The organism is Sulfitobacter sediminilitoris (genome assembly GCF_010667575.1).
GTDB lineage: Bacteria > Pseudomonadota > Alphaproteobacteria > Rhodobacterales > Rhodobacteraceae > Sulfitobacter > Sulfitobacter sediminilitoris.
Window position 1 is genome coordinate 1 of record NZ_JAABNT010000004.1, and the last position, 25,126, is coordinate 25,126.

The following is a 25,126-nucleotide window of genomic DNA, read 5'->3' on the forward strand; positions in this document are numbered from 1 at the left end:
AAATGGCGGAAGCTCGACGGCGCAAACCGCATGCCCGAGATCATCGAAGGGATTGCATTTAAGGACGGGATCAAACAACTTAACCAAGCCGCCTGATCACGCCGTCACCAACTTTTGAGCATAGCTCGCCTTTTACTTTTTGACTGGAGAAAACCATGAGCGTTTATGTCGTCGGTCAATTGAACATTCACACCCCCGAGGACTACGAGGAGTATCTGGCTGGGTTCACACCAATTTTCGAACGCTACAACGGCGAGCTGCTCGCGACATCGCAGCAGGCGACTGAAGTCCTGGAAGGCACTTGGGGGATGCCACGAACGGTTCTGATGCGGTTCCCGAACGCTGAGACAGCACGTGCCTGGTATGACGATCCTGATTATCAGAAACTCGCTGAAATCCGTCGCCGCAATGCGGATACAAACTTGGTGATCGTGCACGGTGTCGAGTGATCGGATGTTGGCTAGGGTTCCATGACCAATTCATCGTGCGCAAGAAAATAGGTTTACCACTGCCGGAACCTTTACGTCATCTCCGTCGGAGAACTCCTCGAAGGCTGCCTTTACTGAGCTTTCAATCTCCGCCTCATCAGTTTCCGTCCCGGAATATGCTTTCATTATGCGAGCCGCCGGACCGACCTTGCTGGCTGCGCGCGCAGCACCTGCAACTCCGCCTGTAGGCGTGAGTACAATCTCGACCGGACGCGCTTCAATACTAGAAACGCCCGCCTCATCCATCAGATTGACCACCCGTTTGCAGTTCTGAAATGCAGTTGGACCAGGTGCATTTGGGTCTCCTTTCGGCTGTGCGCCCAGCCTTTCCTCCGCTGCTTTCTTCGGGATATCAAACCATGGGTTTTGCGCCACCGAAGCCCAGCAAACAAAGACCATTCTACCATGATCGCTCAGTGCACTGGACAGGTTCTTTAGCGCCGCAACGGTGTCTGAAAAGAAGCTCATTCCTAATCGTGAGACCAGAACATCGAAGTGCTGCGACGGAAAATCATGCGTTTGGGCATCAGCCAACAGGAATGACGCGTTCCGCACGCCCGCCGTTTTCGCCCTTTTGGCAGCGCGTGCAAGGAGCGGATCAGAAATATCTACCCCAAGAACTCTGCCCGCCGGAGCGCGTCGGGCGGCTTCAATGGTACTTGCTCCGGTTCCACATCCTATGTCGATGACACGGTCCGTCGAAACAATGTCTGCCATATCCAGCATCATGTCCAACATCCCAGCCATCGCGGTATCCAGAGCGCGTTCGTGTTCAATCCACTTCAGGCCCGCGGGTGAAGTCCAATAATCGGCCTGCGCTTTGTTTGCTTCCATGAAATGCCACCCCCGTTTCGGGCAACCTAGCAGGCATTCATGCTAAACGCAGCATTCGTTCAAAAGGGCTCCACAGAGACATCTCACTGAAACCATCAGATGACTGCTGCCTGCAGCGTTGCTGCCATTACCCAAAGTTATCGTGCAACACGCGGTCTTCGACTGCGTTCCAAAACACTGCGGGGAAGATCCTTTTGTAAAACACTGTGGGCAAACAGTGTGTTGCGAACAGTGTGTTCAACACCGCGATTCCAAACACTGTGTTCAACACAGCTTTTCAGCCCGCAAACCCACCCTGTAACACATGAAAAACTGTGCGATGACTGTGCAACGCAGGAAGTAAAAACTGTGCGATTCTGAAGTGCCTTACTTTTATGGCTAAAGTGGTGCCCGGGGGCGGAATCGAACCACCGACACGAGGATTTTCAAGACTTGTGTTTATTTTAAAGAATTGATTTTAAAGGGATATTTGGGGTAAATTTGAGGTGTGCGATAAACTGTGCGATGTGCTTTGGCTGCGCTGGATTGGGCAACCACTGTGTTCAACACAGTAACCTGAAACACTGTGCTTGAACACACTTTCGGCGCAACTGTTTAGAACACATGAGTTGGCTTTTGCTGGTTAAAGCCGACGTTAGTTCCGATAAGCACGAACTACTGCTAAGCAGACCAAGCGGAATTTCACAGATTGTCTTGATGATGCAATCAATTCGACCGTGTTTTGCGATCTGACAAGTATATTAAAGTTGCATTGTTTAGCAGTTCGACAAAAGCTCGGTTAATCCAGCAACGAAGTGCAAGGAGACCCCATGGCCAATCTGGGCGAACAACCGATCAGAACCCAAAGCGATATAAGCAAGTTCGAAGCGGAGATGACGCTTGACGAGCGGTTGCCCGAACAAAGTATTTTGGAGGTCTTTACCAACAGCGCGAAACGCGATCCGGACGCTACTGCGCTGACAATGCTGATGACCGGAGCAGAAGACGAACAGCCTCGGCGCGTAACTTATGCGCAGCTACTGGGACAGATCAGGCGCGCGGCCAATCTGTTTGCGGAAATCGGAGGCGAGGCGCCGGGCGTTGCGTATATGCTGCCATCTTTGATTGAAACTCACGTCACTTTGTGGGGCGCCGAAACAGCTGGTTATGCTGTTCCTATAAATTTCCTTTTACAGCCTGAGAGCATCGCAGAACTTCTCAAAACCTCCGGCGCAAAGATCCTTGTCGCACTTGGCCCTCATCCGCAACTGGACATATGGCAGAAAGCTTTGGCTCTGCGGGAACAGATTCCGGACCTTTTGATGGCGCGTGTGTCTCCGCCCGGCACACCGCCCGAAGATGGGGTTATCGATCTGGCGGATGCACTGGCGGCCCAGCCTGACGATCATTTGACGTTTGGAGAGGCACGCAGCGGTGACGATCTGGCGGCCTATTTTCACACCGGCGGCACAACAGGCGTGCCCAAGCTGGTTGCGCACACCCACCGCAGTCAGTTGGTCGCTGCGTTCGGGGGAGCGGTCATGTGCGGCTTTCGCTCGGATGATGTGTTTACCGCCACTTTTCCTCTTTTTCACGTCGCCGGTACCATTGTTGGCGGACTCAGTTGCTTCATGGCTGGTGTTGAGCTGCTGGTCATGACACCAGCTGGTCTGCGAAATCCTGCGGTTGTCGCGAGCTTCTGGCGACTTGTCGCGGATTACGACGTGACCCTTGTGGGCGGGGTTCCGACGGCAATCGGGGCGGTTTTGCAGACGCCGATCGGGGATCATGACATCTCGCGTGTGCGCGCGGGTGCGACGGGTGCATCTTTGCTACCCCCCGCGGTTGGGCAGAAGTTCAAAGAGGTCACTGGCTGCCCACTTTTTGAAATCCTCGGTATGACAGAGGCGTCCGGGCTGATCAGTATCGATCCCCTTAGCGGGTCTGGTACAACCGGCTCCGTTGGCTGGGCGTTGCCTTACACAGATGTCGACGTGCTGAAATTGGAAAGCGATGGAAGCTTGGGGGAGGTCTGTGATGTCGGAGAGATCGGCGTCATAGCAATTCGTGGCCTCCATATTTCTCCAGGCTATAGCGACCCCAGACACAACGATGACGTGTTTGCAAACGGCCTCCTGAATTCCGGCGATCTGGGATACAAGGATGAGAAGGGATGCCTGTATGTGGCCGGACGCTCGAAGGATCTGATTATTCGAAGCGGCCACAATATCGATCCGGCCATGATCGAAAACGCCATGAGCACCCATCCTGCAGTTGCGTTGGCGGCTGCGGTCGGGATGCCTGATCCCTATGCCGGAGAACTGCCCATGTGTTTCGTTCAGGTTCAGGCATCAGAAAATGTTTCGGTCGAAGACCTCATGGATCATGCCCGAAAAACCATCGACGAGAGACCAGCCTGGCCAAAGATCATTGAGGTTATCGATGAGATCCCCCTGACTTCAGTCGGCAAGATCTTCAAGCCAAGCCTGCGGTGCGATGCGGCAAAGCTCGTCGTATCAAATTTGCTCCGCGACGAACTGGAGTTGCCCGATGCCCAAGTTCAGGTGGAAGCCGGTGGACCGAGAGGGCTTTGCGTGACCGTCGGTTTGTCAGAGAGCGACGCGCCGTCGCTTTCTCGCGTGGAACAAAGGCTTCAAGATTTCCTTTTCGAGACGCGCGTTACAGTCGGATCGTAAGTTCAACTGCCCTCGCGCAACAGACCTCGGATCGCGAAATACCTTGAGTTGCCGATGATCTGTGTGCGAGCCTTATAGGGATCGTTTCGATTGGGGAGAACGAAATGACGGTACCACTTGGCGTTATGTCCGTCTTCGTTGGCTTGGTGATCTGGGCTTGTCTTGCTGTCTATGCAGTGCTTCGAGGAAGATTTTTGCCAGCCTTGCTCTTTGGCATTGCCCTGATGCTGTATTTGAATCTGGGCTATGTGATTAACGGTCCCGCGGCTGCGATTGCCAATTTTGTTGGCATCTATGACGTGTTGATCAATCTTGGCTTGAGCGATCCCGTGACAGCCAGCGCCGTGGCGACATGCCCCGACAATTCTTGCTCGGTCTGGGGCGAAACCTATACCAGCCATCCAGCATGGGGTGTTGCATTCTATGACCGTTTTGCAAATGGCCCAGAGATGCGATCGGCGCTGCTTCTGGGGCATGTTGTCTGCAACTCCATTGTGTTCGTACTCATGCACGTGCAGATGTTTTTTCCCGGTGGTCGAGCAAGCAATCATGCACTCGTCGGCCGTATCAGCTTTGCGATACTGACGGTCGGTGTCGGATGTGCCACGATCCTTGCAGCACAGCACGGATCCGTCGGAGAATATGGCGGCGCATTGTCGACCTGGGGCTTTTTCTCAATGTCGATGTTTGTCTATGCGACGGCGGTCTTGGGTGTGCTTGCGATCCGCAGGCGAGACGCTGCAGGGCACCGCATCTGGATGTGGCGTTTTGTCGGCTCAATGTGGGGGTCGTTCTGGCTGTTTCGCGTCTTGCTTTTTGTAATCGATCCGCTCTTTCGCGACATCGAAGCCCTCGCAATCCAGATCTGCATTTGGGGATCAGCACCCGCGGGTATCCTGATTGCGGAGATGATCCGCAGACGGGTTGACGCACGGAGTTCAACGATGCCAGTCGCAGCCGAATAGGCTATTTCCCTTGTGCCGATCTCATACACGGCAGGTCGCAAGACCCCTTTAAGGCAAGCGGCAGTGCCAAGGTACGCTCTTGGGTTAATCCTGCCGTTCGCTGCGACCGTCACCAATGACCGTTGTGCGGGACAAAACGGTCAATCAACTGAGCAAAGCTGACGTCTGCAATCCATCTTAGACCTGACTTCGGCCACCAGTTTTCAAAGTCTCGTGGGTTCAGGGGTGAATTCAATATTGCCACCACGCGTTACGAAATAACCAATCGTCCTGTGGTGGGCGGGATTAGGCAGATGTTGTCGCACTTGAGGCGGCTCTAGGTTTATGTGACCATCCCGTATTCTAGTATGGAGAAACGGGCAATGAATCGCCGCCTAGCCGCCATCCTTTCGGCAGACGTTGTCGGTTATACGCGACTTATGCGGGAAGACGAGGAAGGGGTTCTAGAGGGCATCAAATCAATTCGGAAGTTGATTATCGAGCCCGCGCTGAACTCCCGTGGCGGGCGCATCGTCAAGCTTATGGGCGACGGATTGCTGGTGGAGTTCCCTTCGGCCCTTGAAGCCGTTCGGGCGTCCTTGGATATCCAGAAAAACCTAGCAGAAGATCCGTCACCGGCCGGGATAACGTATCGGATTGGGATCAATCTGGGAGATGTTATCACTGAGGATGGCGACATCTTCGGCGATGGTGTGAACTTGGCCGCTAGATTGGAGGCCGCCGCGCCGCAGGGCGGTATCTGCGTCGCTGCCTCAGTCTTTGATCAGGTCAGGGATAAATTAGACATAGCATTTGAAGATATGGGCGAAATTGAGCTCAAGAACGTCGACCGCCCGATCCGCACCTTCCAATGGATGCCGCGCGTGTTCCCAAAGACTGAGCCGCAGGAACCAGCTCCGCTGGATCGCCCCTCTATCGCGGTGCTGGCATTTACGACAATGGGAGCCGACTCCGAACAGGATTTCTTTGGAGACGGGCTCGCCGAGGAGATCATAACCGGGCTTTCAAAGCTTGCCGGTCTGCTGGTCATCGCGCGGGACTCAAGTTTTGTTTATAAGGGGCGTTCTGTCGATGCGCGCGAAGTCGGACGGGAACTGGATGTCAGATATGTGCTTGTCGGCAGCGTTCGCGCGTCGGGAACGCGAATCCGTGTAAGCGCGCAACTCGTCGATTCCGAGCAAGGAGTTCATATCTGGGCCGACCGTTACGACCGTATTCTAGACGATATTTTTGAGATTCAGGACGAGATTACGCAGTGTGTGTGTGCGGCGATCGAGGGAGCCCTTTCGCTGGAGGAACAGCGTCGGGCGCAGCTACGCCGACCGGAGAGCCTCGATGCGTGGTCTGCATACCACCTTGGAATAGCTGCGCACTACGCCGCACAGCAAGCCGAGAGTTCCGAAGCCAAGCTGGAAGCAGAGCGAAAGGCAATTTCCCATTTTGAAAGAGCTACCGTGCTTGACCCACGTTTTGCACGGCCATTAGCCGCTCGCGCCCTAGTTTTGCGATCACTTGTCATTCAGAATGTGCTTCGCGGCGATGAGGCGCAATCGGCGATCGACGAGGCCATTCGCTTCTGCCGTGAAGCCATAGCACTCGATCCGCTGGACAGCGCCCCACATGTCACCAGGGGAATGCTGCTTGGCATAAGGGGGGATGATTGGAGCGGAGCCTTGCGCTCAATTGAAAATGGCATCTCGCTCAATCCGAACTCGGCTGCCGGCTTTTACGAGCGGGGACAGGTCAAGGCGCTCGGACTCGATCCGGAGGGCGCAATCGAGGATTTCGAAACCGGCGCTCGCCTATCTCCGCTTGATCCTAGGATGCTTTTTAGATTTCCGCTGGGCAGCTGGGCGTTGATGCGACTTGGAAGATACAGTGAAGCAGCTGAGTGGGGCGAGATTGGCGTTCAGGAGATTCGCTCGGTCATGTTTCCAGCGCTTGACGCTGCCGCGGCTCATGTCGCTTTGGGAAATAATCAACGCGCAGAGGGCTTAGTCGCTGAAGCAATGCGGCGCCAACCCGACCTTACCGTTGAGAACCTACGTCAGAACCTTTCCTACGCCGCGGACGAAGACTTCAAAGAGTGGTTCTTCGAATGTCTCGTGCAGTCGGGATTGCCCAAAAAGTGAGGCGTTATGACAGCTTGGCTCGACGCGCTAAAGGTACTGCTGATCAGGGTTCGATCTTATGCTACCTAGTCTTTTCACTCCGATTTCGAAAGATGGCTCACAGCAAGTGTGGATGATGCATTCACGCGTATGACGACTGGCCAAGTTTATCGTCGATAGCGGTCGTCGCAAATGCGGGGCTGTATGGCAACTCGGGGCTCAACCGAGACATCTGACTAAAACCATCAGATGACCGCCCATCTTAGCATTGCTGCCGTTCCCAAGCGCTATCGTTGAACATGTTGTCTTCAACTGTGTCCGCAAACACTGTGGGGAAGAAGTGTATTGCAGTTACTTTGGGCAAACACTGTGACCCAGCCCCCTGAAATCAGGCCACTGAGGTGTTAGTAATCCGTCCAAGCAAAGGATGGACTATGAAACGCAGATTTTCAGATGAGCAGATCATTGGGATGATCAAGGAGTACGAGGCAGGGGTGAAAGCGCAGGACCTGTGTCGGAAGTACGGGATCAGTGATGCTACGTTCTACAAATACAAGGCCAAGTTTGGCGGGATGAACGTGTCTGACGCCAAGAAGCTACGGGCGCTTGAGGATGAGAACAACCGTCTTAAGCGGATGCTGGCGGACGCGATGTTGGATAACGCCGCGCTGAAAGACCTCGCGACAAAAAACTACTGACGCCTGATGTGAAGCGCAGGGCCGTGTCGGACGTAATGGATCGGCACGGCCTGTCTGAGCGTCGGGCGTGTAAACTGGCTGATCTTCCCCGATCAGTCTTTCAATATAAGAAGCAGGATCAGGGCGATGAGGCCCTGCGCAAGCGGCTGCGTGAACTGGCGAATGAACGCCGCAGGTTCGGCTATCGCCGTTTGGGCATCCTGCTGGCTAGGGAAGGCTTTGAAGTGAACCACAAGAAGCTGTTCCGGCTGTATCGGGAAGAAGGGCTGGCGGTGCGCCGTAGGCGGTCGCGCAAGCGGGCTTTGGGCACGCGTAGACCTATTCTGGTTCCGGATCGCGCCAATCAGCGCTGGTCCTTGGACTTCGTGTCTGACGCCTTTGAGGATGGCCAGCGGTTCAGGGTGCTATGCGTCGTGGATGATTGTACGCGCGAGGCGCTGGCAACCGTCGTTGATCGTTCCCTGTCTGGTGCCCGCATGACACGTGAACTGGATACCCTGATCCGCAGGCGGGGCCAGCCGGACATGATTGTCAGCGATAATGGGACTGAAATGACTTCTCATGCCGTTCTGAGGTGGTGCCAGGACATCGGCCGTTCGCTGGCATTACATCGCGCCCGGCAAACCCATGCAAAACGCCTTCGTGGAAAGCTTCAATGGCCGATTACGGGATGAATGTTTGAACGAACACATCTTTAGCAGCCTCGCCGAAGCCCGGAAGATCATCGAGAACTGGAGGATCGATTACAACACACAGAGACCACACACATCGCTTGGCGGGCTGGCCCCGGCCGTCTACGCCAATCTCAACCGTGCCACTCGGCCTGCCTCGCTTGAGCTCCGCAAGGGCTCCGCTCAGCAGGCCTTGACCGCAACCGTATCAACAGAAAGAAACAGGAACGGATTCTACACCTGATCGGCCCGGATCAGGGGGCTGGGTCATCTTGAAATCGAAGTTCGAATTGGCTGCCGAAGGAGCGGTGTAGCGCGGTCCTGCGCGACATTGGTTGTGACCAGTGGTATCATCCGCCCTGTACAGCTGAGAGGGGTAGTGTGAGCATGCGCGATCGAGCGCTGACTTTCCTGGAGCGCTTCCTGGAAGTACCTGAGGATACGCCAGAAGAAATTCGAAGGTACTTTGCATATTGGAAGGTATTCTATGCCCTTGCGGCAGTGGCGCACGTTTCCGTTCTTGTGATGGCATGGGCGGCGGATATCGGCTTCCTCTTCTGGTTCAACTGCGTGAGCATTCCGCTCTTCATCGTCTGCTACGTCCTGCTCCATCGCCGCTACTACCGTCTTGCATTCTGGATGGCGAACGGAGAGCTAATCCTACATGGTGTCGCTGCGACCGTCTGCATTGGCACCTTGGCGGCGTTCAACGACTTTATCTTTCCAGTTGTCGTGATGGCCTTCGTTCAGCCATTCTACAGCATGGGTCGCTCAGCCTTTTTGGCGGGTGGGGCCTTGGCAGTGGCCGCCGCTCTCTCATATTTTATGCATGATCGCGCTCCGGTCTATGAGTTAAAGGCGCCGTTCGACACCATGTTCGAGGTCGTCAGTCCAATCGTTTTTGCGGTTGCCATGCTGGCTATGGTACTCCCATTCTTTGCCGAGGTGAGAAGAGCGGAGGCAAAACTTCGCGAGGCTTACCGCGAAAGTGAGGGTCTCCTACTCAACATTTTGCCCCGACCTATCGCTGACCGTCTGAAACGCTCTAAAGGCATGATTGCTGACGACCATGACAAGGTCGCGATCCTGTTTGCCGACATTGCAGGCTTCACAGATATTTCAGACAAGATGCCGCCCGCTGAAGTGGTTAAGCTTCTCAATGAAGTCTTTTCGACCTGCGATGCGCTAGCGGACAGGTATGGCGTGGAAAAGATTAAGACGATTGGCGATGCATACATGGTGGTAGCCGGATTGCCGGGATCGAAGGGTGATCCAGAGGAGGTGGCGGCGCGGCTGGCTTTGGACATTGAGAGGAAAATGTGGGAAATCCGAGCGCCCCACTCTGGCGAGCCAATCAAGATGCGGATCGGGATCAATAGCGGTCGCGTTGTGGCAGGTATCATTGGCCAGCGGAAGTTCGCATATGACTTATGGGGAGACGCGGTGAACGTGGCGGCTCGCATGGAAGCCACTGGCGAGCCGGGCCGCATCCAAACGCCCGAAGCTATGGCTCAAGCACTCGCCACTCGTTTCGAGTTCGAGCCAAGGGGGGAGATCGAAGTAAAGGGCAAAGGGCGCATGCGTACAAGTTTTCTTGTTGGGGAGCTCAGCCAAACCGGAATCTCCAATGCTCGCTAGGTGGGGTCACCTTTTAGACTGGCGCATAAACACTTTCTCCCAGGTGAGCGCCTAGCCTGAAGTACGGCTGTTCAGATTGGAAAAGTTGCGGTTTTTGAGCCATTTGACCGCTTCAGTCAGAAGCGGGCTGTGATTGATAGGGACGCGACGGCAGAGAGGTGTACATAGACAACGTTCGAAACACCTCGACACATCTTTGAATTGCGGGACGGTTTGGCAGTTCGAATTATCGGGTCAGGTGGCGGTAAGATCATGCAAAATCTACTATTCAGGCATTCCAACCCGGCCGAGGCCCTCACAAAACCGGCTAGCATCCGCTTCGTAAACGAACATGACACCATTTCGCGTGATAGTTTGCGTTACTCCAGGAGCTACTTCGAGCAATCGGGCGTAGCAATCCTTGGCTTCTACCAGACGCCCTAGATGCGCTAGAGCCGTCACTTCTCCTCGCAGTAAGGACGCGTTGCGTGGTGCGATGCGAAGGCCTTCCCTGAAGTAACTTAGGGCTGTCTCGTCATCGCCTTTGATGAAGGCGATCATTCCGCGATGGCCGACAAACATACTGGTCCAAACATCCCTCGGACTAAGACGTGCTGCACGTTTCAGCAAAGTGTCAGCGCGGTGATCATGCATGTAGGTAAGAACCATTCCGAGTGATCCCATCGCAGTCGCGTGGTTCGGATTGCTCTCTAGTACGCGTTCAAGGTGACGAGCGGCTTCTGAGTGCTGTTTGGCAATGAACAGTGCTATGGCCAAATGAACCTGCGCATTCTCGTCGTCTGGATCACACATCAGCGCCTGAGTTGCCGTTTCGATCGCTAACCGTATCGATTCAGGTTGTGGCCGCCCCCAGCCATATAAGCCATCGAAGACATAAGATTGCGCGATGAAGGCGAGAGCGGTTGCATTTCGTGGGCTCTCCTCGAGCGCAGACGTCAACACTGCCCGCGCAGCTTCCCCGTCTTCAGCTGTATATCGCTGCAAGTGCCACCAGGCGCGCGCTAGTTTTTCGCGCAAGCTAAGAGATCCTGGGTCTCGGTCAGCACTCGCAGTTATCTCCTCGGCACGAATGCTAGGTGCAACGGCCATAGCAATAGCCTGTGTCAGCTCATCTTGAATTGCGAAGATGTCATCGAGATTGCGATCATACTTCTCGGCCCATATATGCCGATCTGCGGTCGCATCGATAAGCTGGGCTGTGACCCGCACACGATCTCCCGCTCGCCGGACAGAGCCTTCGAGAACATACTGGACACCAAGCTCGCGACCGACGTCCGCGACGTTTATCGCTTTCCCACGATACGAGAAGGCTGTGTTGCGGGCGATGACGAAGAGTGAACGGAATCGAGAAAGCGCGGTAGTGACATCCTCGACCAAACCATCTGCCAAAAAACCACTATCAGCATCCTTGGACATGTCGTCGAAGGGCAACACAACGATGGAAGGCTTGTCGGCGAGAGGCAATGATGCCTTGCCTTGATCCGGCGCTGGGGAAGCGGCAACTGGCCCCTCAACCGGTATCAACCTGTGAAGGGCAACCTTCCGGGGGATGTTCTTAAGTTCCCTTAGACCGAGTTCTTCCGCTCGAACGTCAAGGCGTCCCTCGAGGTGATCCCAGACCGCACCGGAGACGAGGATTTCGCCGGGCGCGCAGAGAGCTTCGAGCCGGGCAGCGACGTTGACGCCATCGCCGTGAATGTCTCCATCCGCCTCAACCAGTACTTCGCCAAGATGCACTCCTATGCGCAGGATAAAGCGGCGATCTTCTGGATCGGCGTTTGCAATCTCGGCAAGTTGGCGCTGGACGTCGATCGCTCCTTCAACGGCGCCCACGACCGAAGAAAACTCTACCAGCGTGCCATCGCCCGTGCGCTTAACGATGCGACCACCAGCATTTTCGATGGCTGGCTCGGTGACCGTATCGCGGAGTTCGCGCATACGCTCGATCGTTCCGGCCTCATCCTCGGCGACCATGCGCGAGAAACCGGCAACATCAGCGATTACTATGGCTGCAAGACGACGTTCCACAGGATGAGCGTACCAGAGCGAATGAGCTCAAGGAAATGGCCGTTTTGGGCTCTTCTGGGACATCTGACTAAAACCATCAGATGACCGCCCATCGTAGCATTGCTGCCGTTCCCCAAAGTTGTCGCGCAACGCGCTGTCTTCGACCGTGTTCCGAAAACACTGTGGGGAAGAAGTGTGTTGCAGTTACTGCGGGCAAACAGTGTGTTGCGATGACAGATATTAGCTACCCAAGAGCTCATCGCCTCTTGGTTTATGCACAGGCTGAGAGATCGGCGAAAACTACCGCGATCTGGATCAACGGAATAGATGGTATAAAGTCCGACTTGTAGATGTAGTTTCGGTTTCCATCTAAAGGACAGGTAAGCCAATGAAGATAGCAATTATGGGTAGCGGCGGCATAGGTGGCTACTTCGGCGCACAGCTTGCTCAGAAGACGGATAGCGATGTTTGGTTTGTCGCTCGCGGCGACCATCTGCGGGCCATCCGAGAGAACGGGCTGCAGATTAAGAGTGATGTGGGTGGTACAGTCGTTTTTCCTGCTCAAGCCACGGACGATCCCAAGGAGATCGGACCAGTAGACATCGTTGTGCTCGCTGTAAAGCTATACAGTGTGAACGAAGCGGTGGAGCAATGTCGCCCATTGGTTTCTGAAGAAACAGGCGTAATCTCCTTCCAGAATGGTATCGGTACTGAAGAAAGAATTGATGAAATTCTTGGGGTTGGCCATGCTATTGGTGGCATTGCTTATGCTCCACTTGCAATCGAAGCTCCCGGCATCATCCGCCATACGGGCAATCTAGCGCGTCTTACTGTGGGTGAGATGTCCGGAGCGCGTAGTGAAAGATTAGAGGCGTTCGTTTCAGCTTGCCGCAAAGCGGAAATCGAAACTGCTATGAGCGAGAGCATAACAAGGGAGTTATGGGAGAAGTTTGTATTCTTGGCTAGCTTTTCTGGGATTACCTGTTTGACCAGGCAGCCAATCGGTTTCACCCAACAAGAGCAGTCCGCAAAAGAACTATTTGAACAAGCTTTGAAGGAGGCGGTCGCTGTTGCCGATGCCGAGGCTGTAAAACTAGAAGACGGTTTTGTAGGAAAAACAATGGCGTTTGCCATGGGCATGGGGGCGAGCGCGCAGTCTTCAATGCTGACAGATTTGCAAAATGGGAGACCTTTGGAAAACGCTTGGCTGTCCGGAAAGATCGTCGAACTGGCGAGAAAACACAAAATATGCACACCCGCGCACAAAGCGTTTTACGCGGCTATGAAGCCTTTCGAGACTGGCAGTGATTGAACCAACGCATCTATGGAGGGAGGAGGCGACTATAGATTGGGGTCCCGACCGTATCCTTCTTGTTGGACGTGACGGAGGTTGGTGTGGCGGCGCTAGCGCAGAGGTGTGCTATGAAGCGCTGGTTTGGAGCAACGGCAAGATATTGACCGTGGGCCCTGAACCCGAATGAACGCGCACCGATCTTCAAAAACTCTGGCGTGACACAATGAGTGATCTGAACATCATCCTTGAGAGCGAAATCACTTGCCCGAAGTGTGGACATAAGGCAGTGGAGACCATGCCGACCGATGCCTGTCAGTGGTTCTACGAGTGCACATCATGCAAGGCCATGATCAAGCCGTTGCCAGGCGATTGCTGTGTCTATTGCTCCTACGGAACCGTGCCTTGTCCACCGATCCAAGAAGGTGGGTCGTGTTGCGGCTGATCAATGTGCGTGATCCAAAACACTGTGGGGAAGAAGTGTGTTGCAGTTACTGTGGGCAAACCGTGTGTTGCGAACAGTGTGTCTAACACATTGATTCCAAACACTGTGTTCAACACAGTCTTTCAGCCCGTAAACCCACCCTGTAACACATGAAAAACTGTGCGATGACTGTGCAACGCAGGAAGTAAAAACTGTGCGATGCTGTAGTGGCTTATTTTTATGGCTTAAGTGGTGCCCGGGGGCGGAATCGAACCACCGACACGAGCATTTTCAATCCGCGCTCCGGCGAAATCGCCAAGATTTCGCTTTTCGTCCGCCTGATACCAAGGTTCATTCGCTAACTGGATGTCGACGAGCTCATTGCAGACATAGCGAAGTCCAAATGCCCGTCGGCATGGGTTTTCGCGACCACAGGCAGAAGATCACGCGCAAGCGAAGCCGCATCCTGAACATCGCCACGTAGCTGAGACAGACGCACCTGATCGGAAAGGATTTCTACTAGCAGCCCCGCATAGAGATCAGTCACCGAGCAGCATCTCTCCCTTGAATGCGCCAACCATTTACCCGCCTCAGAATAATTCTGAGCATCGATTTGGACGAGTGCAATGGATCGAGCGGTGGCCGCTTGCCAACAGGGATCACCCAGTTGGTTGCTGAGAGCGAGAGCTTCTTCCAAGCCATTTTGTGTTGAATTGCTTATTTCATGCAACGCCAGCCTAGCCTCTGCCAACAGGGCAACAGCCCAGGGTCGGAAGGCGAGCCAGCGCGTTTCATCGCAAAGATCCAAACACTGTTTCAGCCAGTCTCGGGCCTCATGTGCACGTCCTGCACGAAGCACTCCGCGCGCGCCAATACCCAAGGCCCAGATTTCGCGACGGCGATTGCCCGCGCTGCGAGCGAGCTCAAGCGCCTGTTGGAAATGTGAAATACCAAGCTCCACTTTCCCCCAGTCGACCAAATTAAACCCGATGAAAGCGTGTATGCTAGCCAAGCAATCTTGATTGTTCTTCGCATATCCCATTGCGTCCTCAAGGTATCGCGCGGCCGCTGGTCGCCGACCCGCAAGAGCTTCGCTATATCCCAATTCGCAAAGAGACTGCGCTGCGATCTCAGACGACCCAATCCCGACCGCAAGATCGGCCGCACTTTGCAGTGCAAGCGCGCCCTCGTCATCGAAACCGCGTATTGCATGTATCAACGCTGTTCCTAGCTCCTGAAGTGCCAATGCCTGCAAGTAGTCATTTCGAACTTCTTCGGCGTCTTCCGCGGCCCGTCTCAAACAATCGATGCCTGCGTCCACAGCGCCAGCTGAAACCGCGGCTTTCCCGGATTGGATCAACGCATCAATTGAGGCGTTCTTTGACACACCTTGCGGCACATCTGCGATAGACTTTCGGGCGGCTGCGCGCAGCGCCGGAGAGGGCTTATCGCCAGTCTCATTCAGGATGCGAGCTTCAGTTGCATCGACATGCGCAACTGCTGCAGCCATTTCGCCTGAGGCCGCCAGGCACTTGACGAGAATGATGTGAGCGGATTCGTCGAGAGGGCGACAAGTGACTGCCGTTTCGGCGAGAGCCCGGGCCTTTGGATGATTGCCTGCAGAAAGCGCTCGCATACTTTCTCGCCGAAGAGTGCCGTACAACTCGCTTGCAACGTGCTCACGTTCGATCATTAACCAAGTTTCGAATTCTGCTCCGGAAGCAGGTTCAATCCCGTCAAGGAACCGAGTTGAAGCCATGTCCGGCACCTCACCGGCATCCATGGCCCACACATCAACATAAGTCTCCGGAGGAAGATTTAGAGCGATTGGGTCACCCTGCAGCGTTTCTGAACCCAGAGCCTTCCGAAGAGAAGCGAGACACCATCGCAAGGCACCAAGCGGGTCGTCCACGTCAGCGAAAATCTCAGCGGCAAGTTCACGGCGTCCCATCGGTCGCTTGGTTCTAAGTAGCCGGGCCAATACTGCCCAAGGCTGATGCCCCGGAACCGCGCAATCTGTCCCATCGTTCGCGATGATCTTTGGCTTTCCAATCAGCTGTACATACAAAAGCCTACACCCTCCTCAGTCTCACGTTTGGTTTTACCACAAGAACCGTGTGGTGAGGCGTGAGAAAGAAACTTCAACTTTTTCTTCAATACAAACGAAGCCACTAACGGAACCTCGGCAGACTGTTTTTCGTTCAAACAAGCGATCGAAAGGAAGACCAATGCCGATGTTTCTCGTAGAACGGAATATCCCAGGTGCAGACACCCTCACGCAGGAGGAGCTCAGGGACATTTCCGCAAAGTCCAACAGTGTCGTGGAAAACCTGGGTGTCCCGTACACCTGGCATCGGACCTATGCAGCCGGTGACAAGCTATATTGCATCCATGAGGCCGACAACGCTGACGCGATCTATAACCATGCCAAGAACGGCGGATTTCCCGCAGACCTTGTGGTCGAGATCAAGAACACCTTTGGCCCAGAGACGGCGGCCGCATAGGCTACCAATCTTCAGCAGGAGGCGGACGCAAGTTGGCCTTCTGCAGCACTCACGAAGACCACCTATCAACAGATAATTCAGATGCCGTTTGCCCGCTATGGAGCAAGTTGTCGTGTGCAGGAATGCAAAGCGACGAAAAACGACTGCTTTCATTCTGGCATGGCCAGACTGCGTGAGTTAGCCTTCGTCCCCAAGGGAAGAGAGAATGGAACGTAGGCTTTCGGCAATTCTCGCGGCGGATGTTGTGGGCTACACGCGCTTGATGGGTGCGGACGAAATGGGCGTATTGACCGCGCTGCGTTCACATATTGATGACCTTATCGCTCCACTGGTTTCTGAACATGGCGGGCGCATCGTCAAGCTGATGGGTGACGGTCTTCTGATCGAATTCCCGAGTGCTGTAAGCGCTCTGCAATGCGCAGTTGGAATACAGAGCGGGATGGAAAATCGCAATGCCGGGACCGCGCAGCAGCAGCGCATCGATTTCCGCATCGGCATCAATATCGGAGATGTGATCGTCGAGGGCGACGACATATATGGCGACGGCGTGAATATTGCGGCACGTATTGAAAGCCTCTCAGAGCCTGGTGGGATACTTCTTTCCCAAAGCGCCCATGATCAAGTCAAGGGAAAGGTGAGTGGCGAACTTAGCGACCTTGGACTGCAATCGCTGAAGAATGTCGCTGATCCCATACGGGTCTTCGGTTTTCAAACTGCTGGCGTAGCCAGGAAGCGACCGATCCTGCTCGGACGACATCTGGCACGCCGCATCGGTTTGGTGTTCGCGGTTCTGATCCTGATCGCGATCACCGGCGTTGGAATATGGTGGAATAAAGATGACGCTTCTTCCGGAGAGCGTGCTGATTTTCAGCTACCCGACCGACCCTCAATCGCGGTCCTGCCGTTCGAAACATTCCGAGATGACGAAGACTATCGCTATCTCGCCGATGGCATGTCCGAAGACATCATTACGCAGCTTGCGCGCAATGCCGAGCTTACAGTGATGGCGCGGTCAGCATCTTTTGCTGTGGCAGAGAAAACGAGTGACGCCGCTGAGATTGCGCGAGAACTTGGCGTCTACTACTTGCTCACAGGCAGTGTCCGGCGCAGCGGCGATCACCTCCGGATCACAACACAGCTGGTCGACGGGAAAAGTGGGAGGAATGTTTGGGCTGAGGCCTATGAGAGCACAGCGGAAACCGTATTTGATACGCAGGACGACATCGTCGAACGGATTGTCGGTTCTCTTTTCTCCGAAGTTCGCGAAATCGAAAAGGGCGAGATTCTGAGGCGGCCGCCGGAAACCTTGGACGTCTATGAACTCGCTTTGCGTGGCGTCGCGCGGAAGCATCGGCTGAACCCTGTAGATTCGGAATTGGCGAGACAGGATCTTTCTCGCGCGATCGAACTGGACCCGGACTACGCACCGGCTTGGCTATACCTCGGTTGGGTTGAAGGTATAGCCATTGCCTTCGGTTGGGCTTCGGACCTCGGGCCAGCCGATCTGTCATCGGCGATTGCAAAGATCGAGAAGGCTTTTGAAATCGACCCGACGCTTGCGACCGCATTTCAGGCGCTTGGCATACTTCGATCTTGGGTTGGCGATACTGAAGGCGCGCTTCAAGCCGCGAGAAGGTCGGTGGAACTCGGGCCGGGAGATGCAGACAACATCCTGTTTCTTGGCCGTGCATATGCCAATATCGGTGAGTTCGACAAAGCGGTCGAAACAGCGCGGAAGGCTTTCGATCTGAACCCGATCAGACCCAGTTACTATGATGCTGCGATGAGTCGCGCGTTGTGGGGACAGGGTGAATACGATGCATCTCTAGAGGCCGCGAGCGACTGTCTTGCCAAGACGCCGGGTTATTCAGCCTGCCAAGTATTCCAGGTCGCCAGCAACATCGCACTCAACAAGCCAGATAGCGCGTCCGAAGCGGTTCGAAGACTCACTGAATTGTACCCAACTATGACAATCGGTGTTGCTGTCAGTGGTATGGGCTACGCTGGTGATCAGTCTGCAAATGCAAGGCTGGCCGAGCAATTGAAAGCCGCTGGACTTCCAGATTAAGTGCAAGCAACGGGCTGAAAAAGGCCGCTCCAGGCTTGATGAAGACATCTGACCGAAACTCTCAGATGACCGCACATCGCAGCATTGCTGCCGTTGCCGATGTCGCCACACAACACGCTGTCTTCGACCGCGTTCCCAAACACTGTGTTGTAGAGCCATGCACAAACACTGTGGGCAAACAGTGTGTTGCGAACACTGTGTTCAACACCGCGATTCCAAACACTGTGTTCAACACAGTCTTTCAGCCCGCAAATCCACCCAGCAACGCACGAAAAACTGTGCGATGAGTGTGCAACGCAGGAAGTGAAAACTGTGCGATGCTCAAGCGACTTATTTTTATGGCTAAAGTGGTGCCCGGGGGCGGAATCGAACCACCGACACGAGGATTTTCAATCCCAAGCTTGAAAAGTTGTGTCAGGACGCGGCCTGCAGGCTTAACGAAATCCAATACCGAGAAATGTCGTTGGCCGACGAATAACCACCCAAAAAAACTTCCAATGATTTCACGTCTCTTCTTTGACAATTTGGATCGTCCTGGTCGGGAATGCGAAGCTCACCCCGACCTGCTTCGCCAAATCCACAATGTCTGCAATGAGGGCAGAGCGCACCGCCACCTGATCGTCGTAGTTGGAGACGAATACAAAACACCGGCACTCGATCTCAATGGCGGACTCTCCAAAGTCCTTTAGCCCCACATAGCAGTCTTTGGCATCAGCGCTTGGTTGCCGCAAAATCATGGCGCGCAGTTCTTCGATGAACTGATCCAATTTCTGGCGCGGGGTGTCGTAGGTCAAACCAATCGAGAGGTCGATACGGCGGCGTACGCGCAATCCCCAGTTCACGATGACCTGATCGCTCAACTGGGCGTTTGGGATGATCATCACAGTGTCGTCGAGCCGCTTTAGCCGCGTGGAGCGTATGCCAACAGTCTCGACCGTTGCGAGTTGACCGTGAGTCTCGATCAGATCGCCACGCCGGAAGGGCCGATCGGTGAGGAGAAGTATCCCGCCGAGTACGTTCGACACCGTCTCGCGTGCTGCAAATGCCAGGGCGAGGCCACCAACACCCAAACCCGCCAGAACGCCCTCGTAAGGAAGATCGACGATTTCTGCGAGCAGAAGCAAACCTACCGTAATCAGGGCCAGCTTGATGATGCCGATCGCCATCGCGGTTACGATCTCATCGGCATAACCTACTGTAGACGCAGCCCTGCGCTGAAAGAAGGTTCCTATCATGCCGGTCGCGAGGACTGCGAACCAGGTCGCACCTATGACCGCCGCTACAGAGACGAGCGTGTGCAGCGCGGCGAGCGGCGTCTCAATGATCCCAATTATGCTGAAGCCCCAAACAAGGACCAGACTGCCGAGGGTCAGCCTTGCCGCCTGAACCAGGCCTTTGCTTTGAAGAGTAGGTGCATCGGCTGCGTCATCGTCGGCTTCGGCCCGTGTCTTTGGTGCCAGAAGACCGAGAAGTGCAGCCAAAACGGAGGCAGCCACAACCATCAGCAGGATCGCCAGCCATTGCCAGTTCTCTATCACCACAGCGCGGTTTAGTAGGGCTGGGGACGTATCCCGGATGCGCTCTCGCAGAGAGAAGAACTGTGTCAGCGGTTGGCTCGGCGGGATGCCTTCGGCCATTGGAAGGCTTTGCATAGCCGAATAGAGCGCAGGCAAGTTGCGCAGTGTTTCTGCATCGAAAGCCCATCGGTCGGGCGCATCTTCGTCCTCCGCCGGCATCCGCGCGATCACAATGTCCCCAACAGGATGCGCATAGTGGACATAGGGCGTTGTCCGATTTGGATTGTTGGGAATCTCCTGAAGGAAGACAAAACCGGCGCGGTCGAGGACGTTCTTCAGATAGTCCGCCAACAATGGTCCTTCCGCACTGTGCAGGTGGTCAGGCAGCATGGACAGGTCCAGCGTCGACAAAACCGCTTCCCGTCCCGCCCCGTCCCAATCATGAATCCCGAACAGGAACCTTTGCATGACGCCGCGCGGGGAATTCTCCATGGCGGTCTTGGCTGCAGCCACGTTGGGCTCACCAAGCGCGTTGAGATAGCGCCTGAGGGCAGCTGAAAGAGTTTCCGCGTCCTCTACAAGTAGTCGCCAACCGCCGTCACCAGCTCGCACGAACCGCAAATCGTAGGACGCCTCGGTTCCATCAAGCGCGATAGTGAACGCGGCAATGTCGGCTTCGAGACGCGCTGGCGCATCGTAAACCCGGAAGGTCGACAGATCGATGATATCCCAAAGCAGCGCTTGGCGATGGCGCAGCGTGTTCGCCGGGGCTTCGCCTCCTTCGAACTCGAGAAGAGTCCGGGCAAAGCGCAGAGCGTCCACATCTCCGCCGATCAGGAAATCACTCACAGATGCGACAATCGATTGGAGCGTCTCCCGTGGAGATGCATCGCCAGTAAGCAGGCGCTCACCTGCCCCGTCTGATCGGCGTCCGTTCCACCACTCTCCAGTGTCGAAGCGTCCTGTGAAACTCCCGCCATCGTCCGAGATTGCAAAGATTAGCTGCCCGCTGACCTGATCCTCAAACCAACGGCCACGCAAGATTTGCCCGTCGACCTGCCCCTCAATAAGACCGCTGCCAGGCTCATAAGTGCCGGTCACGGAGCTGCCTTCCTGCTGCAGCTCGACTACCGCCGCCCCGTCACGCCAGAACGTGTCCCAGCGACCCGACCAGTCGGGGGAGGACTGTGCGAGCACTGCGCTCGCAGATATCGTAACAAAGATACATGCTAGGAAGAGATAAAACGAAAGGCAAAGAGTCTTAAGAGGCTTTGCCGGATTACCCGCCTCTTTCACAAAGAACACAGCAGCGAGAAAGCGGAGCATGCGTTTCCTCTTCAGGAAGTGGGTCAGTATCTTTTCCGATTTCGATGTAATCTATCTCGAATAACCTGCCCCTCAAGCGTTGAGCTGTCCGGCTGCAGTCAATATCGCCGTGCGGCGGAAATTTCAGTCTTTCCGACTGACAACCTCCACCGCACGACTTCCACTTTCAGTACTCCGCTGAACTGATCGAGACGAGAGCAACGCCAAAATAGATCAATTTGCGGCAGCCTTTAGCGATTCCATCACCTCCGCACATTCAGCAGCTCCACCGACGACTGACGTGCCCTAGGGCAGCCCGTCAGTGCCGGCCAGTTCCTGCGCAGCCCGCATGAGAAGCTGATCGACCTGTTCGGCCGTCACGAGGCCCTCGGCCTGCGCTGCCTGCACCGTCGAGCAGATGCCAGCGCTGAGCCCTGTGCCAATCCCGATCCCGGCAGCCGTGCCCCCGATGAGCGATCCCCCGACGACCGCACCCCCGACTGCACCGACAACCAGTCCGATGAGTCCAACGATTACCTTATTCATAGAGTTCTTCCTTCTGTTTCAGTTTTTATGGGAGGTATGGCCCGTCGCGCGCTCCAGTGCACGGGCCACGGTCGTGAGCTTCAGTTCCGCATCGACATCGGACGCGTCGTGGAGCCGTCGCTATAGGCGATGCACTGCCACGGCGCGCGCTGCGGTCCGACACCCACCAACACCTCCGTGCCGGCTTGTGAGAAGGAGGAACCAAGCAGAACGACATCGGGATTGTTCGTCTCGATGGTCACGGCACGCAGACACGCCTGCTCTTGCACAGACACGGCCGGGGGCGAGTTTGGAGGAGATGTTGCCGCCGCGCTCAGGTAGCGGCCAGCGACCCAGCCGCGTTCGCGCATGTCCGTTATCATCTCGATCTCGCACCACCGCGTATTTCCCGCGCGTTGGCAGCCGATCACGTTGACTGGGTCACCATTGGCCAATGCACCCACGATTGGGTTCCCGGTACCCGGCCCGCTTCGTACGTTCAAGACGTCGTCCGAAGGCACGCCGGCAACACGCATCACGTTTGCGGAATCTACTGCAGGGCGGGTGGATGCCGACGGGGCAGCAGCCTCGCGCAGGTACTGGCTGGCTGCCCAGCCGGTCACACCTCCGCCCACCTGGCTGACCTGGCACCAAACGCGGCCTTCACTGCGCCGACATCCCATATTGCGAACGACGGTGCCGTTCAGCAGCCCCATCACCACTTGGGCGTTCGTGGAGGGCGCCGCGCGGACGTTGAGACTCTGCGACACGCCGAAGACCTCCCAGAAGTCAGGGCCCCCGGAGAGGCCGTCAGCGAAATCCTGACTCGGTGCTGCGCCCCCAATTCTAACGTTCAGCGTATAATTTGTGCTCTCGTTGCGGCGTGCCGCGTTCCGATTGATGAACACCTGCACCCTATAGTCACCATTGCTCGGCAGGACTCCGTCAAACCTCAGCCCATTCGTCGCGGCGACGTACATCGCAGCGCCTTGGCCAGGACGATTGCCTGGAGCGAAGATGTTGAAATAGGTCGACGGGTTCGACGGGAACATCTCGACGACCATGCGTTGCCCAGCACGTGCGCCAAGTAGGTATTCGACGCTTTCGTAGCCTGTCAGGCTCGCATTGATGGTCGTGCCGCTCTGTCCGGCCGGAAATTGAATCCTCTCGACGATAGCCTGCTGAGCAGCCGCCATCTGGACACATGCAAGAGTGAACGCGCATGCAAATAATTGAATTAGCTTCATGTTTCTCACCCAAAGTTGCGCATTTTTCTCGGGAGCACCGCAGTCGATCGGCACCAAAGCAAACGCTTCCGCATCAGTCGTGTTCAGGCCCCTTTACAGGGTGCCTTCGTTCGTTATCGACATAATGCCCGCCGTGGTCCCGTCCTGATATGCGATGCAGTTCCAAGTTCCTGTTCCTCCAACCAGCAGGATCACCTCGGTGCCTGCTTCTGAGAACGTGGAGCTCTGAACCACCGCATCCGTGTTACCCGTCACGCCACGGACGTCGCGCACGCAGGCGGCACGGGCCTGCGCATCCGGAGCATTGGCGGCGTTCAGGTCCGACGCACCAATGTCGGTCATGTCGATACAGCCTGACAGTCCAGAGACCGCGAATGCGGACGCCACAATCTTGAACTTGGCTCTCATATGTCATCTCTTCCTTGTCATGTTCGATATGTTCAGGAGCCAGCACATACCGAGGGGAAACGAACAGTCGAACGTCGCGGTAAAGCTGTTGACGACCCCGCGAATGCATACGCGCATCCTCAGTTAACAGCTTCCCGCGTCCTGATCGTTACATCAGAGTCTCACAATTCAGATTTGACGACCGGTCGCGCGCGGACCTAGCCCGTCGTTCGCGCGATGGCTTTGAGAGACCATCGCAAGGTGTCTTCGAGATCATTGGGATCGTTAACCGGCGCCAAGTCCGGGACCAATGTGCTGGGGATCAGCTTGCTGGCCTCGCTGGGTCGCACCCCGAAACGGTTCTGGAATGCGTCACTGAAATGCGCCGTAGAGCTGAAGCCCATCTCGGAGGCCAGTTCGCTCACATGGCCGCGCCGTTGCGGCTGACCAGCCAAGGCATCGTGGGCGCGGTCCAGCTTTACTCCCAATCTGAAACGTCCAAGCCCACCGTCATCCGCGAAGGCTCGGAAAACGCTGGCGCGCGACACTCCGAAGTCCCTCGCCACCGATTCCGCCGACACGTCTTGTGATATAGGGGTTTCCAAAGCAAAACGGCGCATGGCAGTGATGGTCGCCGCCCTTACGTCGGCCCTTCGACTCACACCCAGAGCGCCATTCAGTGCAGCCTCAAGGGCAGCCAAAAGGCCCGCATTGTCGGCGACGCCTTTCTCCAGAGACGCGTAATACGCCTTGATCGAATAATTCAAAATGCGGCCTGCTGGAGTTTTGCCTTTGATCGTGCGTGCGATCGGGTGCTCTGACGGGCGATAACCGATAAGTGCGTGGGGTATGATCAGCGTCTTTTGGCTATGCCTGGCATAGCGGGCGCTCCAGGGGCGTGATTGGTCAATGAAATGAACATCGCCCGGGCGCAAAAGATATTGTCCGGGCCCCGACGCCTCCTGGATTTCGGCATGACCGGCTTCATAAACCCGGACTTTGACATAGGGCGCTCTGCCCCTACCACGTGTTGCGGCCACAGCGTCAATGCGGTGCGCGCTAGCTGAAAATTGGCTAGCAACAATGTCATCCAGCACCCAAAGTTTGGATTTTAGGTCCAACCCGTTGCCGTTAGGCACACGGCCGACCCGATAGGAAGCAGGCGACACTTGCTGCCAATAGTCGTGCTGCATATCTGAGGGCGCTCCGCGGAGGTCGAGACTTATCAGCATGTCTTCAGTACTTCCCGCAGATGTCAGTTCCAGCAAGATGTGTCAGCGCAAGAAATATCCGGCGGACTTCGGGTATCAGCATTCCCCAAAAGAGTCGAGCTCCCCGCATAGCTCGATTTAGGATTGTCCAGGCACCCGTCCAGCGCCGAAGACTTGTCCCCAACGTGGCCGTAATCTGCAGTGCCATAGAATTGGGACGAGGTCTTCGTTGCGTCCCGCTGCTTTAAGATGCAGGCAGCTTTAACGCTCTCACTTCCTACGACATGAGATGTTGGACCAATCCTGATAGGACAGCGGCGCAGAAGACTGTGTGGGAAAACCGTGTTCGAGTTACTGTGGGGCAAAGGCTGTGTTCCACTTGCTGTGGCCAACACATTGATTCCAAACACTGTGTTCAACACAGCTTTCCTGCCAGCCCAGCGCCAGTTCAACGCACCACAAAACTGTGCGATGAGTGTGTAACGCATTAAGTGAAAACTGTGCGATGACTAAATTATTGATTTTGCTTTGAAAAGTGGTGCCCGGGGGCGGAATCGAAC

17 protein-coding genes and 2 pseudogenes are annotated in these 25,126 nt (G+C 55.5%); 10 read left to right on the plus strand and 9 right to left on the minus strand.

The window, feature by feature from the left end; all coding sequences use genetic code 11:
• Positions 1 to 155 precede the first annotated feature (155 nt).
• Entirely contained in the window at positions 156 to 449 is a 294-nt protein-coding gene (locus GV827_RS07715; RefSeq protein WP_164353229.1) for a DUF1330 domain-containing protein, read from the plus strand.
• A 30-nt stretch (positions 450 to 479) separates the two neighbouring features.
• Here GV827_RS07715 and GV827_RS07720 read toward each other — a convergent pair whose 3' ends face one another.
• Entirely contained in the window at positions 480 to 1,322 is an 843-nt protein-coding gene (locus tag GV827_RS07720; protein ID WP_268895730.1) for a class I SAM-dependent methyltransferase, read from the minus strand.
• Between the two features lie 809 nt (positions 1,323 to 2,131).
• Between GV827_RS07720 and GV827_RS07725 the strand changes: the two genes are divergently transcribed.
• From GV827_RS07725 to GV827_RS07745, 5 genes and pseudogenes are all read left to right on the plus strand, one after another.
• On the plus strand, positions 2,132 to 3,997 hold the full coding sequence (locus tag GV827_RS07725; protein ID WP_164353231.1) for an AMP-binding protein: 1,866 nt from the start codon (positions 2,132 to 2,134) through the stop codon (positions 3,995 to 3,997).
• 104 nt (positions 3,998 to 4,101) lie between these two features.
• Complete coding sequence (locus GV827_RS07730) at positions 4,102 to 4,962, plus strand: hypothetical protein (RefSeq protein ID WP_164353232.1); 861 nt, start codon at positions 4,102 to 4,104, stop codon at positions 4,960 to 4,962.
• A 362-nt stretch (positions 4,963 to 5,324) separates the two neighbouring features.
• A complete protein-coding gene (locus tag GV827_RS07735) occupies positions 5,325 to 7,094 on the plus strand; it encodes an adenylate/guanylate cyclase domain-containing protein (RefSeq protein ID WP_164353233.1) in 1,770 nt (589 codons plus the stop codon).
• A gap of 413 nt (positions 7,095 to 7,507) precedes the next feature.
• Positions 7,508 to 8,686: pseudogene (locus GV827_RS07740) on the plus strand (IS3 family transposase).
• A gap of 143 nt (positions 8,687 to 8,829) precedes the next feature.
• Positions 8,830 to 10,080, plus strand: a complete 1,251-nt coding sequence (locus GV827_RS07745; RefSeq protein WP_235930296.1) for an adenylate/guanylate cyclase domain-containing protein — start codon at positions 8,830 to 8,832, stop codon at positions 10,078 to 10,080.
• Between the two features lie 264 nt (positions 10,081 to 10,344).
• Here the strand turns inward: GV827_RS07745 and GV827_RS07750 are convergent, their stop codons facing one another.
• Together GV827_RS07750 and GV827_RS24095 are read right to left on the minus strand one after the other, a co-directional pair.
• Positions 10,345 to 11,604: a tetratricopeptide repeat protein gene (locus GV827_RS07750; protein WP_235930284.1), complete on the minus strand. Its 1,260-nt coding sequence runs from the start codon at positions 11,602 to 11,604 to the stop codon at positions 10,345 to 10,347.
• Positions 11,605 to 11,694: 90 nt separating this feature from the next.
• A pseudogene (locus tag GV827_RS24095) lies at positions 11,695 to 12,054 on the minus strand (adenylate/guanylate cyclase domain-containing protein); the annotation flags it as partial.
• Positions 12,055 to 12,475: 421 nt separating this feature from the next.
• Here GV827_RS24095 and GV827_RS07755 point away from each other — a divergent pair.
• Positions 12,476 to 13,399, plus strand: coding sequence for a ketopantoate reductase family protein (locus GV827_RS07755; RefSeq protein ID WP_050932110.1), 924 nt, complete (start codon positions 12,476 to 12,478; stop codon positions 13,397 to 13,399).
• Between the two features lie 205 nt (positions 13,400 to 13,604).
• Positions 13,605 to 13,823: a GDCCVxC domain-containing (seleno)protein gene (locus GV827_RS23585; RefSeq protein ID WP_235930286.1), complete on the plus strand. Its 219-nt coding sequence runs from the start codon at positions 13,605 to 13,607 to the stop codon at positions 13,821 to 13,823.
• Positions 13,824 to 14,160: 337 nt separating this feature from the next.
• Here the strand turns inward: GV827_RS23585 and GV827_RS07765 are convergent, their stop codons facing one another.
• Positions 14,161 to 15,753, minus strand: coding sequence for a BTAD domain-containing putative transcriptional regulator (locus GV827_RS07765; RefSeq protein ID WP_164353236.1), 1,593 nt, complete (start codon positions 15,751 to 15,753; stop codon positions 14,161 to 14,163).
• A 277-nt stretch (positions 15,754 to 16,030) separates the two neighbouring features.
• Here GV827_RS07765 and GV827_RS07770 point away from each other — a divergent pair, with 277 nt between their 5' ends.
• Positions 16,031 to 16,306 carry a DUF4242 domain-containing protein gene (locus GV827_RS07770; protein WP_164353237.1) on the plus strand — a complete coding sequence of 92 codons (276 nt, stop codon included), beginning with the start codon at positions 16,031 to 16,033 and terminating at the stop codon, positions 16,304 to 16,306.
• Between the two features lie 205 nt (positions 16,307 to 16,511).
• On the plus strand, positions 16,512 to 18,374 hold the full coding sequence (locus GV827_RS07775; protein ID WP_164353238.1) for an adenylate/guanylate cyclase domain-containing protein: 1,863 nt from the start codon (positions 16,512 to 16,514) through the stop codon (positions 18,372 to 18,374).
• A 503-nt stretch (positions 18,375 to 18,877) separates the two neighbouring features.
• Here the strand turns inward: GV827_RS07775 and GV827_RS07780 are convergent.
• The 5 genes from GV827_RS07780 to GV827_RS07800 all read right to left on the minus strand — a co-directional run bounded on the left by GV827_RS07780 (position 18,878) and on the right by GV827_RS07800 (position 24,623).
• On the minus strand, positions 18,878 to 21,217 hold the full coding sequence (locus GV827_RS07780) for a mechanosensitive ion channel family protein (protein WP_164353239.1): 2,340 nt from the start codon (positions 21,215 to 21,217) through the stop codon (positions 18,878 to 18,880).
• A gap of 285 nt (positions 21,218 to 21,502) precedes the next feature.
• The gene (locus tag GV827_RS07785; RefSeq protein WP_164353240.1) at positions 21,503 to 21,742 is read right to left on the minus strand and encodes a hypothetical protein; all 240 of its coding nucleotides are present in this window, start codon (positions 21,740 to 21,742) and stop codon (positions 21,503 to 21,505) included.
• Between the two features lie 80 nt (positions 21,743 to 21,822).
• Positions 21,823 to 22,968, minus strand: a complete 1,146-nt coding sequence (locus tag GV827_RS07790) for an SH3 domain-containing protein (RefSeq protein ID WP_204325792.1) — start codon at positions 22,966 to 22,968, stop codon at positions 21,823 to 21,825.
• A gap of 93 nt (positions 22,969 to 23,061) precedes the next feature.
• The gene (locus GV827_RS07795) at positions 23,062 to 23,376 is read right to left on the minus strand and encodes a hypothetical protein (RefSeq protein WP_164353242.1); all 315 of its coding nucleotides are present in this window, start codon (positions 23,374 to 23,376) and stop codon (positions 23,062 to 23,064) included.
• Between the two features lie 197 nt (positions 23,377 to 23,573).
• Positions 23,574 to 24,623, minus strand: a complete 1,050-nt coding sequence (locus GV827_RS07800; RefSeq protein WP_164353243.1) for a helix-turn-helix transcriptional regulator — start codon at positions 24,621 to 24,623, stop codon at positions 23,574 to 23,576.
• Between the last annotated feature and the right edge of the window lie 503 nt (positions 24,624 to 25,126).

What these genes read in the sequence shown, in the direction of transcription:
- GV827_RS07715 (WP_164353229.1), top strand. Translation starts at nt 156, where the DNA reads ATGAGCGTTTATGTCGTCGGTCAATTGAACATTCACACCCCCGAGGAC.
- GV827_RS07720 (WP_268895730.1), bottom strand. Translation starts at nt 1,322, where the DNA reads ATGGAAGCAAACAAAGCGCAGGCCGATTATTGGACTTCACCCGCGGGC.
- GV827_RS07725 (WP_164353231.1), top strand. Translation starts at nt 2,132, where the DNA reads ATGGCCAATCTGGGCGAACAACCGATCAGAACCCAAAGCGATATAAGC.
- GV827_RS07730 (WP_164353232.1), top strand. Translation starts at nt 4,102, where the DNA reads ATGACGGTACCACTTGGCGTTATGTCCGTCTTCGTTGGCTTGGTGATC.
- GV827_RS07735 (WP_164353233.1), top strand. Translation starts at nt 5,325, where the DNA reads ATGAATCGCCGCCTAGCCGCCATCCTTTCGGCAGACGTTGTCGGTTAT.
- GV827_RS07745 (WP_235930296.1), top strand. Translation starts at nt 8,830, where the DNA reads ATGCGCGATCGAGCGCTGACTTTCCTGGAGCGCTTCCTGGAAGTACCT.
- GV827_RS07755 (WP_050932110.1), top strand. Translation starts at nt 12,476, where the DNA reads ATGAAGATAGCAATTATGGGTAGCGGCGGCATAGGTGGCTACTTCGGC.
- GV827_RS23585 (WP_235930286.1), top strand. Translation starts at nt 13,605, where the DNA reads ATGAGTGATCTGAACATCATCCTTGAGAGCGAAATCACTTGCCCGAAG.
- GV827_RS07765 (WP_164353236.1), bottom strand. Translation starts at nt 15,753, where the DNA reads ATGGGACGCCGTGAACTTGCCGCTGAGATTTTCGCTGACGTGGACGAC.
- GV827_RS07770 (WP_164353237.1), top strand. Translation starts at nt 16,031, where the DNA reads ATGCCGATGTTTCTCGTAGAACGGAATATCCCAGGTGCAGACACCCTC.
- GV827_RS07775 (WP_164353238.1), top strand. Translation starts at nt 16,512, where the DNA reads ATGGAACGTAGGCTTTCGGCAATTCTCGCGGCGGATGTTGTGGGCTAC.
- GV827_RS07780 (WP_164353239.1), bottom strand. Translation starts at nt 21,217, where the DNA reads ATGCTCCGCTTTCTCGCTGCTGTGTTCTTTGTGAAAGAGGCGGGTAAT.
- GV827_RS07785 (WP_164353240.1), bottom strand. Translation starts at nt 21,742, where the DNA reads ATGAATAAGGTAATCGTTGGACTCATCGGACTGGTTGTCGGTGCAGTC.
- GV827_RS07790 (WP_204325792.1), bottom strand. Translation starts at nt 22,968, where the DNA reads ATGAAGCTAATTCAATTATTTGCATGCGCGTTCACTCTTGCATGTGTC.
- GV827_RS07795 (WP_164353242.1), bottom strand. Translation starts at nt 23,376, where the DNA reads ATGAGAGCCAAGTTCAAGATTGTGGCGTCCGCATTCGCGGTCTCTGGA.